The sequence below is a fragment of the Streptomyces sp. NPDC016562 genome, from assembly GCF_043076955.1.
In the GTDB taxonomy this organism is placed as follows: Bacteria; Actinomycetota; Actinomycetes; order Streptomycetales; family Streptomycetaceae; genus Streptomyces.
The window spans coordinates 296,168-313,112 of sequence record NZ_JBIBRZ010000004.1 but is presented as its reverse complement, the minus strand read 5'-3'; the positions used below and the strand labels follow the sequence as shown (position 1 = coordinate 313,112).

The window sequence follows — 16,945 nt, the reverse complement described above, 5'->3', positions numbered from 1 at the left end:
AATGAGGGTAGTTGTCCAGGATGTGGACGCGGCGGGGGTCGCCCCGTCCCGGCCGCTCACCCCAGGACCTCGCCGTACAGGCGGAAAAGCCTGGGGCCGCCGGCCGGTGCGGCGGCCGCCAGCCGCGCCCACGCGTCGGCGGCCGCCGCCCGGGCCGTCGTCCCCGGCCAGGGCTGCGGCAGCAGCTCCGGGGGCAGCAGCGGATCCGGCAGCATCGCCTCGGAGAAGGCCGCGGCCAGCGCGACGGCCCGCGCCAGCCCCGCCGCCGCCCCGGCGCCGTCCGCCGCCGCGTCCGCTTCACCGGCGCCGTCCGCCTCTGCCGCCCCGGGTTCCGTCTCCTGCGCCAGGGCGCGCAGCGCCTCGTACCGGTCCGCGATCTCGGGCAAGGGCCACAGCCGCGCCGCCAGGGCCCGCGGCTCGGCGGTCCCGCCCACCGCCAGGTCCCGGGTGCTCAGGCAGCTCAGGGCCTGGGACAGCCCCAGTTCCGCCGCGTGGGCGCGCACGTACGGGCCGATCGCGTTCGGCGTGACGTACAGCCCGCCCTGCACCGGCGCCGCCCCCAGCCGGGTCAGGGCGTCCCGCAGCGCGTCCCGCGCCGCCCGGGCGGATTCCGGTACGGCGAAGGCGAAGGCGTGCCAGCGCCCGTCCCAGGGCTCCTGGCCCCGGTCCTGCCGGTAGGCGTGCCGTACGAACTCCACCTCCGGTACGAGCGGCAGCCCGGGCCCCGCCCCCACCGTCCGCAGGACGGCGCGCCGCCCCCGGCCCTCCATCGCGAACCGGCCCTCCGCCACCAGCCGCTTCACGCACAGCCGCACCTGCTGGTCGCTCATCCCGAGCAGCCCGGCGACCTCGTACAGCTCCTCGCCCGCGACCGTCCCGTCCTCCCGGACCAGCGCGTGCACGACCGTCCTGGTCGGGATCGAGCTCACCGCGTCACCGCCTTGTGCATCGTCGTCACCGCTCCGAATCCCAGCACGTCCCGCAGCCAGGGCGTCCGCTGCACGCGCACCGCCGTGAATCCGTGCCGCTCGTACAGCGCCCGGGCGCGCGGGTTCTCCGCGATCACGTCCAGCCGGATCCGGCGGCACCTCTGCTCCGCGGCGACGGCGTCGATCTCCCCCAGGAGCAGCCCGCCGACGCCCCGGCCCCGCGCGGCGGGGTCCACGGCGATGCCGTCCATGACCAGCTCGTCGCGGGCGGGAGTGCGCTCCATCAGGGCCAGCAGGAAGACCCGGGGCAGGCCGCGCAGCCGCCCGTACTGCGCCCGGACCGCGGCCGCGTCGCCGCCGACCAGGCCGCGCCCCGCCAGCTGGTAGCCCGCCACGCCCACCACCCGGCCGTCCTCGTCCAGGGCCGTCACGGCCCGGTCCGCGTGCAGGTGCCCGGCGATGAACCGCCGCCCGGCCTCGGCGGGGCCGAGCGCGCGGCCCAGTTTCCCGCCGAAGGCCTCCCAGTACAGCTCCGCCACCCGCTCCTCGGCGCCCTCGGGCACCCCGCGCTGCAATGTCGTCATGCGAACGAGTCTAATACGTTCATTCGCGATACGATCGTTTTTACTTCGATCGAAAGGCGCGGTCATGTCCCGCACGCTCCGCACCGTCCTGCTCGTCGCCCTGACCACCGTGCTCCTCGCGGCGGGCCTCACCGGTGTCGTCCTGTGGCAGAACAGCTACGCGATCCACGAGGAGCGCGTCACCGTCCCCGCCGCCGGCCACCGCCTGCCCGGCGTGCTCGCCACCCCCGTCGGCAAGGGCCCCGGCCCCTTCCCGCTCGTGGTCCTCGTGCACGGCGACGGCGAGGTCGACGCCACCCACGAGGGCTTCTACCGCCCGTACTGGGAGGCCTTCGCGCGCGCCGGATACGCCTCGCTCTCCCTCGACAAACCCGCCGACTGGCTCGGCCAGAGCATGGACGACCGCGCCCGCGAGACCGTCGACACCATCGCCTGGGCGGCCGCCACCCGCCCCGAGATCGACCCCGCCCGCATCGGCCTGTGGGGCGCCAGCCAGGCCGGCTGGGTCCTGCCGAAGGTGGTGGCCCGGGCCCCGGCCCCCGGGGTGCGCTTCGTCATCGCGGTCGGCACCGCCGTGAACTGGGAGCGCCAGGGCGAGTACCACCTGCGGGCCGAGCTCCGCGCGGCCGGCGCCGACGCCGAGCGCACGGCGGCCGCCCTGCGCACCCGGGAACAGACCCTGGCGCTGCTGCGGCGCGGGGCGACGTACGAGGAGTACCGCGCGAGCCCCGGTGCCGACCGGGAACTCACCGCTGAGCGCTGGTCGTTCATCAGCCGCAACCACACCGCGGACGCGACCGCGGACCTGCGGGCGATGCCGCACGTCCCGGTGCTGCTGCTCTCGGGCGCCGACGACCGGAACGTGGACGGCGCCGAGACCGAAGCCGCGTACCGCAGCCTGCTCGCGCCCGGCACCCTCACCGTCCGCCGCTATCCGGGAGCGAGCCACTCCCTGCTGCGCACCTCGGTCGAGCGTTCCTCCTGGCGGCTGACCCTGACGGCCGTGTTCGCCCCGCGCACCCTCTTCCCGTCCGGCCTCCTCGCCGACCAACAGCGCTTCCTGGAGGAGCTGCCCCGTTAGGGAGCCGTCAAAGGCGCGTGCGGGGGCGTATGGGGCCCGTCAAGGGGGGCCGACGGGCTCCGAAAAGACGTTCCACTCGGAGTTGTCCGAATATCGCCCTCGCACCCACGGGAGCCCACGATGGCCGACCTGGCCTTCGTCGCCACCACGATCGCGTTCTTCGCGCTGGTGGCCGTCATCGCCAAGGGGGTGGCCGCGCTGTGAGCGCCGAAAGCATCGTCGGCCTGCTGGTCGCCCTCTCCCTCCTCGGCTATCTGATCCTCGCCCTCGTGTACCCGGAGAGGTTCTGAGCCCCGATGAGTCCCGTTCTGGCCGGGGTGCTCCAGCTGCTCGCGCTCGTCGCGGCGCTGGCCCTGGCCCACCGGCCGCTGGGCGCGTACATGGCCCGCGTCTACACCTCGACCAGGCACTACGCGCCGGAGAGGTGGATCTACAAGGCGATCGGTGCCGATCCCGACGCCCGGATGCGCTGGCCTGCGTACCTGCGCGCGCTCCTCGCCTTCTCCGCGGTGAGCGTGCTCTTCCTGTACCTGCTGCTGCGGGTGCAGGGCAGCCTGCCCGGCTCGATGGGCTTCGCCTCCATCAAGCCGGACCAGGCCTTCAACACCGCCGTCTCCTTCGTGACGAACACCAACTGGCAGTCGTACGCCGGTGAGCAGGCCATGGGCCACCTCGTGCAGACCGGCGGGCTCGCGGTGCAGAACTTCCTGTCCGCCGCCGTCGGCATGGCCGTCGCGGTGGCGCTCGTACGGGCCTTCGCCCCGCCCCCGGCCCCTCGCGCGGGGGAGGGCCCCGCCCGCACCGGCGAACTCGGCAACTTCTGGACGGACCTGGTGCGCGGCACCGTCCGCGTCCTGCTGCCGATCTCCGTGGTCGGCGCGGTCGTCCTGGTCGCCTGCGGGGTCGTCCAGAACTTCGCCGGGATCCACGAGGCCGGCCAGTTCACGGGCGGCACCCGGCAGGGCCACGGCGGCGCCGTCGCCTCGCAGGAGGTCATCAAGCAGCTCGGCACCAACGGCGGCGGCTACTTCAACGCCAACTCCGCGCACCCCTTCGAGAACCCGACCCCCTTCTCGAACCTCTTCGAGGTCTTCCTGATCCTGCTGATCCCCGTGTCCCTGACCGCCACGTTCGGCCGCATGACCGGCTCGGTCCGGCAGGGCTACGCGATCCTCGCGACGGCGGCCACCCTCTGGCTCGGCTTCACCGCGCTGATGATGGGGACCGAGTTCGCCCACCACGGCCCGGCGCTCCAGGCCGCGGGCGGCGCGATGGAGGGCAAGGAGACCCGGTTCGGCATCGGCGCCTCCGCGATCTTCTCCGTGGCGACGACCCTGACGTCCACCGGTTCGGTCAACTCCTTCCACTCCTCGTACACGGGCCTGGGCGGCGGCATCCAGCTGCTCGGCATGCAGCTCGGCGAGATCGCCCCGGGCGGCGTCGGCTCCGGCCTCTACGGCATGCTGATCATGGCGGTCATCGCGGTGTTCCTCGCCGGTCTGATGGTCGGCCGCACGCCGGAGTACCTCGGCAGGAAGATCGGCACCCGCGAGATCAAGTACGCGGCCTGCTACCTCCTCGTCACCCCGGCGGTGGTCCTCGGCTTCACGGCGCTCGCGATGGCGCTGCCCACCCCCGTCCACTCGACGGGCAACCCCGGCGCGCACGGCTTCTCCGAGGTGCTGTACGCCTACACCTCCGCCGGGAACAACAACGGCTCGGCCTTCGCGGGCCTGAACGCCGACACCCCGTGGTTCAACACGACCACCGCGCTGGCCATGCTGATCGGCCGGTTCCTCCCCATGGTCTTCGTGCTGGCCCTGGCCGGCTCGCTCGCGCGCCGGCAGCCGGTACCGGCCACGGCGGGCACGCTGCGGACCGACAAGCCGCTGTTCACCGGCCTGCTCGTCGCCACGATCCTCGTCGTCACCGGTCTGACCTACTTCCCGGCCCTCGCGCTGGGTCCGCTCGCCGAAGGGCTCGCCTCATGAGCACCGTCACCCCCCTCCGCGCGCCCCACCAGGACGCTCCCACCGGCCACGGGGAGCCCGGCCGCGGCCGGGCCGGCACAGGGCCCTTCGATCCGGGGCAACTGGTCAGGTCCTTCCCGGACGCGCTGCGCAAGCTCGACCCGCGCGTGATGGTGAAGTCGCCGGTCATGTTCGTGGTGGAGGTCGGCTCCGTCGTCACCACCGTGCTGGCGGCTTGCGAGCCGACGCACTGGTTCGGCTGGGCGATCGCCGCCTGGCTGTGGCTGACGACGGTGTTCGCGAACCTCGCGGAGGCGGTGGCGGAGGGCCGCGGCAAGGCCCAGGCCGACACCCTGCGCCAGGCGAAGAGCGACACCGTGGCCCGGCGGCTGGACGGCGCGGTGGAGGAGCGGGTCCCCGGCACCGCGCTGCGCGTCGGCGACCTGGTGGTCTGCGAGGCGGGCGAGGTCATCCCGGGCGACGGGGACGTCGTCGAGGGCGTGGCGTCGGTCGACGAGTCGGCGATCACCGGTGAGTCCGCCCCGGTGATCCGGGAGTCGGGCGGGGACCGCTCGGCCGTCACGGGCGGTACGAAGGTCCTCTCCGACCGGATCGTCATCAAGATCACCACGAAGCCCGGCGAGACCTTCATCGACCGCATGATCAACCTGGTCGAGGGCGCCGCACGCCACAAGACGCCCAACGAGATCGCGCTGAACATCCTGCTCGCCTCGCTGACCGTCGTGTTCCTGCTCGCGGTCGTCACCCTCCAGCCGTTCGCCGTCTACGCGGGCGCCGAGCAGTCGATGACCGTGCTGGCCGCCCTGCTGGTCTGCCTGATCCCCACCACCATCGGCGCGCTCCTCTCCGCCATCGGCATCGCGGGCATGGACCGGCTCGTCCAGCGCAACGTCCTCGCGATGAGCGGCCGCGCGGTCGAGGCAGCCGGGGACGTCTCCACCCTGCTGCTCGACAAGACCGGCACCATCACCCTCGGCAACCGCCGGGCCTCGAAGTTCGTACCCGTCGGCGGGGCCACCGCAGCGGAACTCGCCGACGCCGCGCAGCTGTCTTCCCTGGCGGACGAGACCCCCGAGGGCCGCTCGATCGTCGTCCTCGCGAAGGAGGAGTACGGGCTGCGCGAGCGCCACCGGGGCGAGGTCGCGCACGCCGAGTGGATCCCCTTCACCGCCCAGACCCGCATGTCGGGCGTCGACGTGGACGGCCGCAGGGTCCGCAAGGGCGCCGCCTCGGCGATCACCGCCTGGGTGGCCGACCGGGGCGGGCGGGTGGCGGCCGACGCGGCCGCGAGGGTCGAGGCGATCTCCTCCCTCGGCGGCACCCCGCTGCTGGTCGCGGCCGAGGACGAGCGGGGCGCGCGGGTCCTGGGCGTCGTCCACCTCAAGGACGTCGTCAAGGAGGGCATGCGCGAACGGTTCGCGGAGCTGCGCCGCATGGGCATCCGGACCGTCATGATCACGGGCGACAACCCGCTGACCGCCCGGGCCATCGCCGAGGAGGCGGGCGTGGACGACTTCCTCGCGGAGGCGACGCCCGAGGACAAGATGGCGCTCATCAAGCGGGAGCAGGCGGGCGGCAAGCTCGTCGCGATGACCGGCGACGGTACGAACGACGCGCCGGCGCTGGCGCAGGCCGACGTGGGCGTGGCCATGAACACCGGCACCTCGGCCGCCAAGGAGGCCGGGAACATGGTGGACCTGGACTCCGACCCCACCAAGCTCATCGAGATCGTCGAGATCGGCAAGCAGCTCCTCATCACCCGGGGCGCCCTGACCACCTTCTCCCTCGCCAACGACGTGGCGAAGTACTTCGCGATCATCCCGGCCATGTTCGCCGTGGTGTACCCGGGCCTCGACCGGCTCAACGTGATGGGCCTGCACTCGCCCGAGTCCGCGATCCTCTCGGCCGTCGTCTTCAACGCGCTCGTGATCGTCGCCCTCGTACCGCTCGCCCTCCGGGGCGTCCCCTACCGGCCGAGCAGCGCCGACGCGATGCTCCGCCGCAACCTCGCCGTCTACGGACTGGGCGGCCTGATCGCCCCGTTCGTCGGCATCAAGCTCATCGACCTGTTCCTCTCCCTCATCCCCGGCATTGGGTGACCCGCCATGAACCACTCCGTAGGCAACACCGCACGCCTCCTCGGGGCGGGGCTGCGCGCCCTGCTGGCCCTAACCGTGCTCTGCGGGGTCCTCTACCCGCTCGCGGTCACCGGCGTCGCCCAGGCCGCCTTCACCGACCGGGCCAACGGCTCCCCGGTCAAGGACGGGAACGGCCGGGCGGTCGGCTCCGCGCTCATCGGCCAGGGGTACGGGGGCGACCTGCACTGGTTCCAGCCCCGGCCGTCGGCCGGACTCGGCGAGAACACCGTCAACACCCGGTACGAGCTGCTGGTCTCGGGGGCCTCCAACAAGGCCGCCGACAACCCCGAGCTGGTCGAGGCGGTCAAGGAGACCAAGGCGAAGGTGCTGGCCGACAACACGGTCCCCGGCTACACGCCCACGGCGGGGCAGGTTCCGGCCGACGCCGTGACCTCCTCCGGCTCCGGGCTGGACCCGCACGTCTCCCCGGCGTACGCGGCCCTTCAGGTGCACCGGGTGGCGTACCTCAACGCCCTTCCGGTGGAGCGGGTGCGGGCGCTGGTCGAGGAGCACACCGAAGGCCGCACCCTCGGCTTCATGGGCGAGCCCCGGGTGAACGTGCTGGAGCTGAACGTGGCCCTGGAGGCGCTGACCCGCGGCTAGCGGAGCTACGTGGCCCGCACAGGCGTTTTCCGGCCGGTGGAGAATTCGCCGGATGCGGCCCCCGCGTTCGACTGCGGGGGCCGTGTTTCCGGTATTCGTGGGTGCGGGGGCGGGTGTCAGGTGGCTATTTGTCGGAGTAGCTGAAGTCTCCGACGGTCCAGGCGCTGACGTCCTTGACGGCGATCCGGTACATCCCGCCGGTCTCGGGGATGCCCAGGGTGCCCTGGAGGATGCGTGCCACGTGGAAGTGCAGGTGTGAGGGTGCTTCGGCGGGCTCTCTGCCGCCGCCTCCGGAGGACCTGAAGACCTCGGCGAACGGGGCCAGCTGGTCGGAGTCCTGGAGGACCTCCGCCACCCGCTGACGCCAGACGCTTTCGGGGGCGAGGCGGCCGGTGATGACGGCGCCGTGAACCACGACGGTCAGGGACATCTGATTGGTCTGCACCGACTCGACCATGGCGGCGAGATCGAGGAGCAGGTCGTCAGGGATCGACATGGGCACGGACTCTAGCAAGCCCGTCAAGAAAGGGCCGCGCCTGGAGCGACAACGAGCCGAGGCCCGCACCGTTGGGTGCGGGCCTCGGCTGCGGGTACGCGTGGGCGTCAGGCGGGAACGATGTTCTCGGCCTGCGGGCCCTTCTGGCCCTGCGTGACGTCGAAGGTGACCTTCTGGCCTTCCTGAAGCTCACGGAAGCCGGAGGAGGCGATGTTCGAGTAGTGGGCGAACACGTCAGCGCCGCCACCCTCCTGCTCGATGAAGCCGAAGCCCTTTTCCGCGTTGAACCACTTCACGGTGCCAGATGCCATATTAATTCTCCTGAAAACTGCGCCCAACGGAAACTGCAACGGCGTCACACTAGCACACGAAATGTGGCGCAGCGGAAATTCCCGCAGCCGGAAATTCTGTGCCTGCGGTAATAGATATCCGATGCTGAAAGTCATATAAAAAGTGCCGTGAGCCCCGGCCTAGGCATGTGGCGCCCGGGGCGCACGGGACGTCAGAGGGTGTCGCCGATCCGTATCAGCGCGAGCGTGATGTTGTCGGGGCCACCGGCGTCGATGGCGGCCTTCCACAGCTCGAAGGCGGCTCTGCCGTCGTCGTGGACCCGCAGCAGGGCCTCGATCTCCTCGTCGGGCACGGGGTCGGTCAGCCCGTCGCTGCACACCAGGTAGCGGTCGCCCTCGGACAGGGCGAAGGACGCGAGGTGGGGGGTGACGTCCTCGTAGCCGCGGCTGCCGCCGAGCACCTGCGTGACGGCCGACGTGGTGCGGTGTCCGGGTGCCGGCGGCGGGCTGTCGTCCACGCTGACCTGGCGCAGGGCGCCGTCCGGGCCGGTCCGGAACACCTTGCTGTCGCCGACGTTGAACGCGAGCAGGGACTCCGGCAGGAGGAGGGTGCCGGCGACCGTGGTCCCCATGGCGGCCAGGTCCGGGCGCCCTTCGGCGGCCGAGTACACGGCGCGGTTGCACAGGTTCAGGGCGTCCCCGACGCTCTGCGTGTCGTCGAGCGAGGGACCGAGCGCGGCCAGTTCGTTCACCACGAGGGCGCTGGCCACCTCGCCGCCCGGCTGCCCGCCGAGCCCGTCGGCGACGGCCACGACGAGCGGTCTGCCGAAGGGGAACAGGAGCGTCTGGGGGTTCTGCGTCACCGTGCCGCACAGCGTCCACGGCCCGACGACGAGGCTGTCCTCGTTGTGGTCGCGGACCAGCCCGACATGGCTCAGCGCGGTCACGGCTATGTACGGCACCTCGGCGTCCCGCCTCTCCGGACGACAGCGGCGAAAGGCAACGTCACCACCATTGTCACGCCGCTCCGGCATGCGGGCTGCGGTCCGCCGGAGCACGCTGGTCGTGGAGCTGCCTGTCCCCCCGACCGGCGGCCCGGCCAGGAAGGATTTCCGGAGATGTTCGCGAGGCTGAGCACCTACCAGGGATCACCGGTTCCCCCGGAGGGGGACCTGACCGCGCAGTCGGAGGCGGTCGTCAGGCAGGTCCAGGACGTCCCCGGCTTCCGGGGCGTCTACTACCTCGTCGACCGGGCCACGGGGCAAGCCAAGTCACTGACCTTGTGGGAGGACGAGGGGACCATGCTGGCCAGCGAGGAGCAGGCCAGCCGGATCCGCGAGGAGACCGCACGGCGGGAGGGCCAGCGGATCGTCTCGGTGGAACGGTTCGAGGTGGGCTTCAGCCACCTCCAGCCCGGTCACCTCCCGTCCGGTCACCTCCCACACGAAGCGTGAGCCACGAGGAGCGATGGTCATGGGCAAGCTCTCGATCGACCAGTTGCGCGAACGGACGCGCGGGCCCGTCGTCACCCCCGACGACGAGGCCTACGACGAGGCGCGCAAGGTCTACAACGCCATGATCGACCGGAGGCCGGCCGCCGTCGTGCGCTGCGCCCACGCGGGCGACGTCATGGCAGCGGTCGACTTCGCACGGTCGAACGGACTCGATCTCGCGGTACGCGGCGGCGGGCACAGCGTGCCCGGCTTCGGCACCTGCGACGGCGGCGTGGTGGCCGACCTGTCCGCGATGCGCGGTGTCCGCGTCGACGCCGCACGCCGGACGGCGCGCGCCGAGGGCGGCGCGACCTGGGGCGACTTCAACGCGGCGACCCACGCCTTCGGGCTGGCCACCACCGGCGGGATCATCTCCACCACGGGGATCGGCGGCCTCACCCTCGGCGGCGGCATCGGATACCTCTGCCGCGGGCAGGGCCTGAGCTGCGACAACCTGATCTCGGCCGACGTGGTGACCGCCGACGGCCGCCTGGTGGTGGCGAGCGAGGAGGAGAACGCCGACCTGTTCTGGGCCCTGCGCGGAGGCGGCGGCAACTTCGGCGCCGTGACCTCCTTCGAATACCGGCTGAGCCCCGTCAAGGACGTCTACGGCGGCCCGATCCTCTACGAGCTGCAGGACGCCCCCGCCGTCCTGCGCTCCTTCAGCGAGCTCATCGCCGACGCCCCGGAGGAACTGGGCGGTTTCCCGGCCTTCCAGATCGCCCCGCCGCTCCCGTTCATCCCGGAGGACCGGCACGGGGACACCTTCGTGCTGATCGTGGCGTGCTGGTCCGGGCCGCTCGACGAGGGCCCCGCCGCCGTCCAGGCCTTCCGCGACTTCGCCCCCGTGGTCGCCGAGCACGTCGGCCCGATGCCGTATCCGGCGCTGAACAGCGCCTTCGACGCCCTCGTACCGCCCGGGCTCCAGCACTACTGGAAGGCCAACTTCGTGAACGAGCTCAGCGACGCCGCGATCGCGGCGCACGTGGAGCACGCGGCGCGGCTGCCCGTCGTGAATTCGACGATCCACATCTACCCCATCAACGGCGCCTGCCACCGCGTCGCCCCGGACGCGACGGCCTTCGCCTACCGCGACGCCTCGTTCGCCACCGTCATCGCCGGCATGTGGCCCGACCCCGCCGACAACGAGGCGAACACCGCCTGGGTCCGCGACTACTACGAGGCGACCGCGCCGCATTCGCAGGAGGGCGGCTACGTCAACTTCATGGCCGAGGACGACCAGAGCCGGATCAGGGCCAACTACAAGGGGAACTACGACCGCCTGGTCGAGGTCAAGCGCACGTACGACCCGGGGAACCTGTTCCACATGAACCAGAACATCACCCCGTAGGCGGGCCTCGTGTGGGACCGGGGTCCCGGGCGGGGGGACCGCGGTCCCGGGGGATGTCCCCCCGGCGCTTCGGCGGGCTCTCCGGCTGTCCCTGCGCACCTCCCGGCCGCCAGGCTGAGGGCATCGAGATCGTCGACCTGACCGTCGACGCAACCAGCCTGGCGCTCAGGGGAGTTCACTCATGTCTGTTCGTTCGCAGAAGCCGCGGCGTGTTCGTATGGCGGCGGCGGTGGCGGTCATCGCCGCCGCCGTGGCCGTGGCCGGGACCTCGCCCGCCTCGGCGGCGCCGGTCCGGGGCCCGCGGGACGCCGTACGCCAGGGCCTGGAGCGGCTGGTGGACGAGGACCGCTTTCCGGCCGCGCTGGCCGCCGTCACGGGTCGCGACGGGCGCACGCACCACTACACCGCGGGCGTCGCCGACACCAGGACCGGGGCGCGGGTGCCGGTGGACGGGCAGATACGGGCGGGCAGCAACACCAAGACCTTCACCGCGACGGTGGTCCTGCAACTGGTCGGTGAGGGCAAGGTCGACCTCGACGCCTACGTCGAGCGGTACCTGCCCAACCTGCTGCGCGGCGAGGGCATCGACGGGCGCGAGATCACCGTGCGCCAGCTGCTCCAGCACACCAGCGGACTGCCCAACTACACCGCCTTCATGCTCGACGACGTCTTCGGCGAGGGCCGCCACACCTACTACCAGCCCCGCCACCTGATCGACGTGGCGCTCGCCCACAAGGCCGACTTCGCCCCCGGCAAGGGCTGGGCGTACAGCAACACCAACTACATCGTGGCCGGGCTGCTCATCGAGAAGGTCACCGGCCGCCCGCTGGCCGAGCAGATCACCAAGCGGGTCATCGACCGCATCGGACTGCGCCACACCTACTTCCCGGGCGTGGGCGACGAGAGCATCCGCGAGGCCCACCCCAAGGGCTACGCGGCGCTGCCCGGCGGCCTCAAGGACGTCACCGAGCTGGACCTGTCCTGGGGCTGGGCCGCAGGTCAGCTGATCTCCACCCCCGGCGACCTGAACCGGTTCTTCTCCGCGCTGGTGGGCGGCGAGCTCCTGGCGCCCGCCCAGCTCGCCCAGATGCGCACCACCGTCGCGACGCCCGCCGACTCCGGCTGGCTGCCCGGCACCGGCTACGGGCTCGGGCTGTCGAGCACGCCGCTGAGCTGCGGCGGCGTGGCGTGGGGGCACGGCGGTGACACCCCTGGCTTCCACTCCGTGCCCGGCGTCACCGACGACGGCCGCGCCGCCACCGTCGTCGTCACCGCCAACACCCCGCCGACGCCGCAGGGTTACGAGCACTCCGACGCGCTCCTCGACACCGCGCTGTGCAAGAGGTAAATGGCTGGCCGGGTGCGGGGGAGGCGGTTACCTTCGGGGCGACCCGCACGTCCCCCTGCGCGAAGGCCGCCTAGTGACGTTGATCCGTACCGCCCGTCCCGCCGAGCTGCCCGCGCTGTTCGAGCACCCGGACGACACCGAACGCAACGCCGCGGCCCGGGTCTACCTGGCCGAGCTGCTGGAGGCGCGGTGTACCCGGCCCGAGTGGTGCCTGGTCGCCGAGGACGGGGGACGGCTGGTGGGCAGCGTGGTGCTGTGGACGCTGCCGGGACAGGAAGTCCCCTACGCCTTCGTCCTGTTCGAGGCGGCGGCCGGTGCGGAGCGGGCCGGGGCGGAGCTGCTGGAGGCGGCTGCCGCGACGGCGCGCGGGCTCGGCGCGCAGGAGCTGGAGCACGTGGTCGACTCCCCCGCGCAGGAGCCGCAGTTCCAGCGGGAGCCGAAGCGCCGGGAGGAGCTGCTGAGCGGCTCCGGCTTCCGGGTGATCCGCGACGGGCGCAGGTTCCGCCTGCGGGTCCCCGGTGAGCTGCCGGCCGACGATCCCCGGCTGACGTTCCGCGGCCTCACCGATCTGGGGCGCGGGCCGTTCGTCGACCTGCTGGAGGAGCTGCTCGTCGACACCGCGGACGCCCGGCTGACCGACGACGTCCGGGTGCACGGGGCGCGGGGAGCGGCCGAGCGGCTCTTCGAGGACATGACGCAGCTGACGTACGAGCCGGACTGGTGGGAGATCGGCTACGACGCGGCCGGCGCGCCCGCGGTGATCAGCCTGCCGGCCCGGAACCCGAGCGCGCACGTGATCGGCTTCGTCGGCGTCGCGCCCGCCCACCGCGGCAAGGGCTACGCCTCCTCGGTCGTCGTCCGCGGCACGCGGATCCTCGCGGCGCACGGGGCCACCGAGATCCGCGGTGACTGCGACGCGGCCAACACGGCCATGGCGAAGGCGTTCGGCAAGGCCGGTTACGAGAACTTCGCCGACCGGCTGGAGTTCAGCCGCGCCCTGTGACCCGTAAATACGGTCAGCCGGACGGCATTTATGAGAAATTCAGCTCGCTTTGCGCCCGCAGCGAATTACGGGGCATGACACGGGCCGCGTCGGATTCAGTCGGACCGGCCGTGGCAGTCTTCTCGCCAGCGCAATTTTTTGTTGGAGCGGAGGTATGCGCCCTGTGGGTGCCGACGTCAATCCCACCATCACCAGACGCCGGCTGGGGGCGGAGCTGCGTCGGCTCCGGGAGAGCACCGGTATGACCACGCAGCAAGTGGCGGCGCGCCTGCTGATGTCCCAGCCGAAGATCAGTCTGCTGGAGAACGGCCGCCGCGTCATCAAGCCGCGCGACGTGCGCGACCTCTGCGGGCTGTACGGAGTTCAGGACCAGCGGCGCGTGGACCACCTGATGCGGCTGGCCGACGAATCGGGCCGGCAGGGCTGGTGGAACGCCTACGAGGACGTTCCGTACGGCGCCTACATCGGCTTGGAGGCCGAGGCCGCCGCGATCCGCATCTACGAGCCCATGGTGATCCCCGGTCTGCTCCAGACCCCCGCCTACGCCCGGGCGGTCATCGCAGGAACGATCCCGCACGCCACCGCCGAACAGGCCGCCACCCGCCTCCAGGTGCGGATGAGGCGCCAGGACCGGCTGCGCGCCCCGGTCAATCCGCTGCGCTTGTGGGTCGTGCTCGACGAATCGGCGCTGCGGCGCGTCGTGGGCGGCCCTGGTGTCATGCGCGAGCAGCTGAACCACCTGAGCCACTTCAGCACCCAGCCGCACGTCACCTTGCAGGTGCTCCCGCACGACGCGGGTGCGCACCCGGGCGTCTCGGGACAGTTCGCGTTGCTCGAATTCGTAGACGCCACCGATGTGAGCGTGGTCTATCTGGAGCGGTTCACCAGCGACCTCTATCTGGAGAAACGATCCGACGTGCAGCGCTACAGCGATATGTACGCGCACTTGCAGGCTCAGGCGTTGAGCCCGGACCATACCCGGCATTTCATCGAGGAAGCCGTCGAGGCGTACGGCCGGAGCTGATCACCGGCCGACGCCACTGAGCCCCTGGACTGGGTGTCCAGGGGCCCGGTCGCCGCGAGGGCTAGTCCCTGCGGGCTGCCGTACCGCGTCGGGTCCGCTTCATGGCGAAGACGGCCGAGCCTACGATGAAGGCCAGCGCGGCTGCGGTGGCGGCCATGACGCCGGTCTCGCTGCGTGAGCCTGCCGCGGTGGGGACGGGCGAGGTCTCCTTCGCCTGTCGGTCGGTGGCGGCGCTCACGTGGGCGAAGTTGACGCCCTTGGCCGTGTGTCCGGGGGCGATGTGGCCCAGGGCGCCGTCGAGGCCCCCGGGCAGGTAGTCGGCCCACGGGGGCTTGCCCTGGTCGTGGCCGCCGGGGCCGTCGGGGCCGTGGCCGGGCTTGCCGTGGTCGTCGTCGTGACCGTGGTCGCCCTCGTCGCCGTCGCCGTCGCCGGGACCGTGGTCGCCCTCGTCCTCGTCGTCATGACCGTGACCGTGGTCGTGGTCGTGGTCGTGGTCGCCCGAGTCACCCTTTTCGCCCTTGTCACCGCGCGGCCCCTTGGGTCCGGCGGGTCCGGCGGGCCCAGCGGGTCCTGCCGGTCCGGCGGGTCCGGCCGGTCCGGCGGGCCCAGCGGGTCCGGCCGGTCCTGAGGGTCCGGCGGGTCCAGCGGGCCCTGAGGGTCCGGCCGGCCCCGAGGGTCCGGGGGCGCCGGTCGGTCCCGGTGCACCGGTGGGTCCGGGGGCACCAGGGCTGCCGCTCGGTCCGGGGGCGCCGGTGGGTCCGGGGGCGCCGGTGGGTCCGGGGGCGCCAGGGCTGCCGCTCGGTCCGGGGGCGCCGGTCGGTCCGGGGGCGCCGGTCGGGCCGGGTTCACCCGTCGGGCCGGGGGCGCCGGTCGGGCCGGGGGCGCCGGTCGGGCCGGGGGCGCCGGTCGGACCGGGTTCACCCGTCGGTCCGGGAGCGCCGGTCGGGCCGGGGGCGCCGGTCGGGCCGGGCGAGCCCGTCGGTCCGGGCGGACCGCTCGGTCCGGGAGGCCCGGGCGGGCCAACCGCGCAGGCCGCCCTCGTGATGGTGTTGGTGTCCAGCGTGACCGCACCGTTGCGCGCCAGGGCGCGGCCTTCGAGTACGGCGCCGGTGTTCAGCGTGATGGACTGCAGGGCCAGGATGTTGCCCTTGAACTGGGTGTTCGTGTCGAGGGTGGCGGAGCTGCCCACCTGCCAGAAGATGTTGCAGGCATTTGCCCCGTTGATGAGGGCCACGACACTCGCCGGAGCCGTGATCAGGGTCGAGGGGATCTGGAAGATGAAGACGGCGTCGGGGTTGTTCTGGCCGTCGAGAGTGACCGTTCCCGTGAGGTTCAGCGTCGACGAGGCCGTGTAGACGCCGGGGGCCAGCGTCAGGCCGCCGATGTCGGGCGGAGTGGCGGTGCCCGGACCCCGGCTCGCGGCGTCGTTGTAGGCGATGACGAGGTCGGACTTCGCCTGGGCGGCGGCGGCGTCGGCGATGTGCTGCGTGCCGTTGACGATACCGGGCGGGAAGCCGGTCACCGAGCTACCCGGGTGGAGCCCCAGGTCGCCGTTGATGACGGTGGGGCCCGTGTTGGTGACCGTCGAACCGGCCAGGACCGCGTAATTGGTGGCGGTCCCCAGGTTCACGGGGGCTTCCAGCGCGTGAGCGAGGTTCGGGACCAGGGTCGCAGCCGCGAGGAGCGCTGCGGGAAGCAGGACGAGGATTCCCCGTTTGAACAGATTGCGTCGAGGTCTTTGGTCGGGTGGACCCGACCGGATGCCATCCAATGCCACAGCAGGACCTTTCTTGTTGCTCCGGGTCTCAGCCCTCCCGACGGAGGTTCCCGAGCGCCCGCGACGAGGGCTGGCCAGAGCCGCAGGCCCCCTGTCCGCGCCGGCGCGCAGACTCCCCGGGATCGGGACCGAGAGCGACTCCCTGCCGGAGGTAGTGATACGCCGTCACGTGGAAGGAGTCACGCATATTTCACAGCTATCGGTCGTAAATCGTAAAAACTGGTCTATATGGCCGACGTGACGTCGGGATGCACGGCCCCGCGGGGACTCCGTGCGGCACCGTGAAGGGGAGGGCCGAGGGCGTCCCGCGCCCTCGGCGACGCGCGCGGTCCGCGTCAGGTGGCGCGTCCGTAGCGGACGCTGCCGCTCCAGATCTTCTCCAGTCGTACGCGGGTGCCCGGGTACGGGGCGTGCCAGATCCTGTCGTGGCCGGCGTAGATGCCCACATGGCCCATGGTGCGGCCCTTGGGGAAGAAGACCAGGTCACCCGGAGCGCGGTGGCTGCGCGAGATGTGGCGGGTGTGTTCGTACTGCTGCCCCGCCGTGCGCGGCAGTCGTCTGCCGACCTGCCGGAAGGCGTAGAGCGTCAGGCCGGAGCAGTCGAAGCGTTTGGGACCGGTCGCGCCGTAGGCGTACGGCGAGCCCTGTTTGGACGCGGCCACGGCCACCGCCCTGATGCCGTACGGCGAGCCGGTGCGGGCCTGGGCAGCCGGCGCGGTCGCCGTGGCGGTGACGAGGAAGAGCAGGAGGAGGAAGAAGACGTGGGCCTTGCGGGGGTCCGTTCTGGAGCAGGGCATGGTGATACCTCCATCGGATGCAGAGAACAGTCAGTCGGAG

17 protein-coding genes are annotated in these 16,945 nt (G+C 72.1%); 10 read left to right on the top strand and 7 right to left on the bottom strand.

Translation table 11 applies throughout. The features are described 5' to 3' along the window. Positions 1–56: 56 nt before the first annotated feature. Entirely contained in the window at positions 57–929 is an 873-nt protein-coding gene (locus ACF059_RS19940) for a PaaX family transcriptional regulator C-terminal domain-containing protein (RefSeq protein ID WP_392058840.1), read from the bottom strand. Then, complete coding sequence (locus ACF059_RS19935; RefSeq protein ID WP_392058837.1) at positions 926–1,513, bottom strand: GNAT family N-acetyltransferase; 588 nt, start codon at positions 1,511–1,513, stop codon at positions 926–928. Before ACF059_RS19935 ends, ACF059_RS19940 begins: the two co-directional genes overlap by 4 nt. A 64-nt stretch (positions 1,514–1,577) precedes the next feature. Here ACF059_RS19935 and ACF059_RS19930 point away from each other — a divergent pair, with 64 nt between their 5' ends. From ACF059_RS19930 to kdpC, 5 genes are all read left to right on the top strand, one after another. After that, a complete protein-coding gene (locus tag ACF059_RS19930; RefSeq protein ID WP_392058834.1) occupies positions 1,578–2,594 on the top strand; it encodes an alpha/beta hydrolase family protein in 1,017 nt (338 codons plus the stop codon). Positions 2,595–2,794: 200 nt separating this feature from the next. Further along, entirely contained in the window at positions 2,795–2,884 is a 90-nt protein-coding gene (gene kdpF / locus ACF059_RS19925; RefSeq protein WP_392058831.1) for a K(+)-transporting ATPase subunit F, read from the top strand. 6 nt (positions 2,885–2,890) lie between these two features. Continuing rightward, complete coding sequence (gene kdpA, locus ACF059_RS19920; RefSeq protein ID WP_392058828.1) at positions 2,891–4,585, top strand: potassium-transporting ATPase subunit KdpA; 1,695 nt, start codon at positions 2,891–2,893, stop codon at positions 4,583–4,585. Further along, positions 4,582–6,684 carry a potassium-transporting ATPase subunit KdpB gene (gene kdpB, locus ACF059_RS19915; RefSeq protein WP_392058825.1) on the top strand — a complete coding sequence of 701 codons (2,103 nt, stop codon included), beginning with the start codon at positions 4,582–4,584 and terminating at the stop codon, positions 6,682–6,684. Before kdpA ends, kdpB begins: the two co-directional genes overlap by 4 nt. 6 nt (positions 6,685–6,690) lie before the next feature. Continuing rightward, on the top strand, positions 6,691–7,326 hold the full coding sequence (kdpC, locus tag ACF059_RS19910) for a potassium-transporting ATPase subunit KdpC (protein WP_392058823.1): 636 nt from the start codon (positions 6,691–6,693) through the stop codon (positions 7,324–7,326). A gap of 124 nt (positions 7,327–7,450) precedes the next feature. On the opposite strand, the gene ACF059_RS19905 is transcribed toward kdpC, so the two are convergent. The 3 genes from ACF059_RS19905 to ACF059_RS19895 all read right to left on the bottom strand — a co-directional run bounded on the left by ACF059_RS19905 (position 7,451) and on the right by ACF059_RS19895 (position 9,074). Further along, positions 7,451–7,822 carry a hypothetical protein gene (locus ACF059_RS19905; RefSeq protein ID WP_392058820.1) on the bottom strand — a complete coding sequence of 124 codons (372 nt, stop codon included), beginning with the start codon at positions 7,820–7,822 and terminating at the stop codon, positions 7,451–7,453. A gap of 107 nt (positions 7,823–7,929) precedes the next feature. After that, positions 7,930–8,133 (bottom strand): cold-shock protein, encoded by a 204-nt coding sequence (locus ACF059_RS19900; protein ID WP_030011983.1) that lies wholly within the window; start codon positions 8,131–8,133, stop codon positions 7,930–7,932. Positions 8,134–8,324: 191 nt separating this feature from the next. Further along, a complete protein-coding gene (locus ACF059_RS19895; RefSeq protein ID WP_392058815.1) occupies positions 8,325–9,074 on the bottom strand; it encodes a PP2C family protein-serine/threonine phosphatase in 750 nt (249 codons plus the stop codon). 156 nt (positions 9,075–9,230) lie between these two features. On the opposite strand from ACF059_RS19895, the gene ACF059_RS19890 reads away from it, so the two are divergent. From ACF059_RS19890 to ACF059_RS19870, 5 genes are all read left to right on the top strand, one after another. Beyond that, a complete protein-coding gene (locus ACF059_RS19890; RefSeq protein ID WP_392058813.1) occupies positions 9,231–9,566 on the top strand; it encodes a hypothetical protein in 336 nt (111 codons plus the stop codon). 19 nt (positions 9,567–9,585) lie between these two features. Next, entirely contained in the window at positions 9,586–10,956 is a 1,371-nt protein-coding gene (locus ACF059_RS19885; protein ID WP_392058810.1) for an FAD-binding oxidoreductase, read from the top strand. 181 nt (positions 10,957–11,137) lie between these two features. Further along, a complete protein-coding gene (locus tag ACF059_RS19880) occupies positions 11,138–12,304 on the top strand; it encodes a serine hydrolase domain-containing protein (protein WP_392058807.1) in 1,167 nt (388 codons plus the stop codon). A gap of 73 nt (positions 12,305–12,377) precedes the next feature. Further along, positions 12,378–13,307, top strand: coding sequence for a GNAT family N-acetyltransferase (locus ACF059_RS19875; protein ID WP_392058804.1), 930 nt, complete (start codon positions 12,378–12,380; stop codon positions 13,305–13,307). A gap of 163 nt (positions 13,308–13,470) precedes the next feature. Beyond that, positions 13,471–14,331: a helix-turn-helix domain-containing protein gene (locus ACF059_RS19870; protein ID WP_392059541.1), complete on the top strand. Its 861-nt coding sequence runs from the start codon at positions 13,471–13,473 to the stop codon at positions 14,329–14,331. Positions 14,332–14,392: 61 nt separating this feature from the next. Here the strand turns inward: ACF059_RS19870 and ACF059_RS19865 are convergent, their stop codons facing one another. Next, entirely contained in the window at positions 14,393–15,961 is a 1,569-nt protein-coding gene (locus ACF059_RS19865; protein ID WP_392058801.1) for an ice-binding family protein, read from the bottom strand. Between the two features lie 482 nt (positions 15,962–16,443). Further along, positions 16,444–16,905 (bottom strand): C40 family peptidase, encoded by a 462-nt coding sequence (locus ACF059_RS19860; protein ID WP_392058799.1) that lies wholly within the window; start codon positions 16,903–16,905, stop codon positions 16,444–16,446. Between the last annotated feature and the right edge of the window lie 40 nt (positions 16,906–16,945).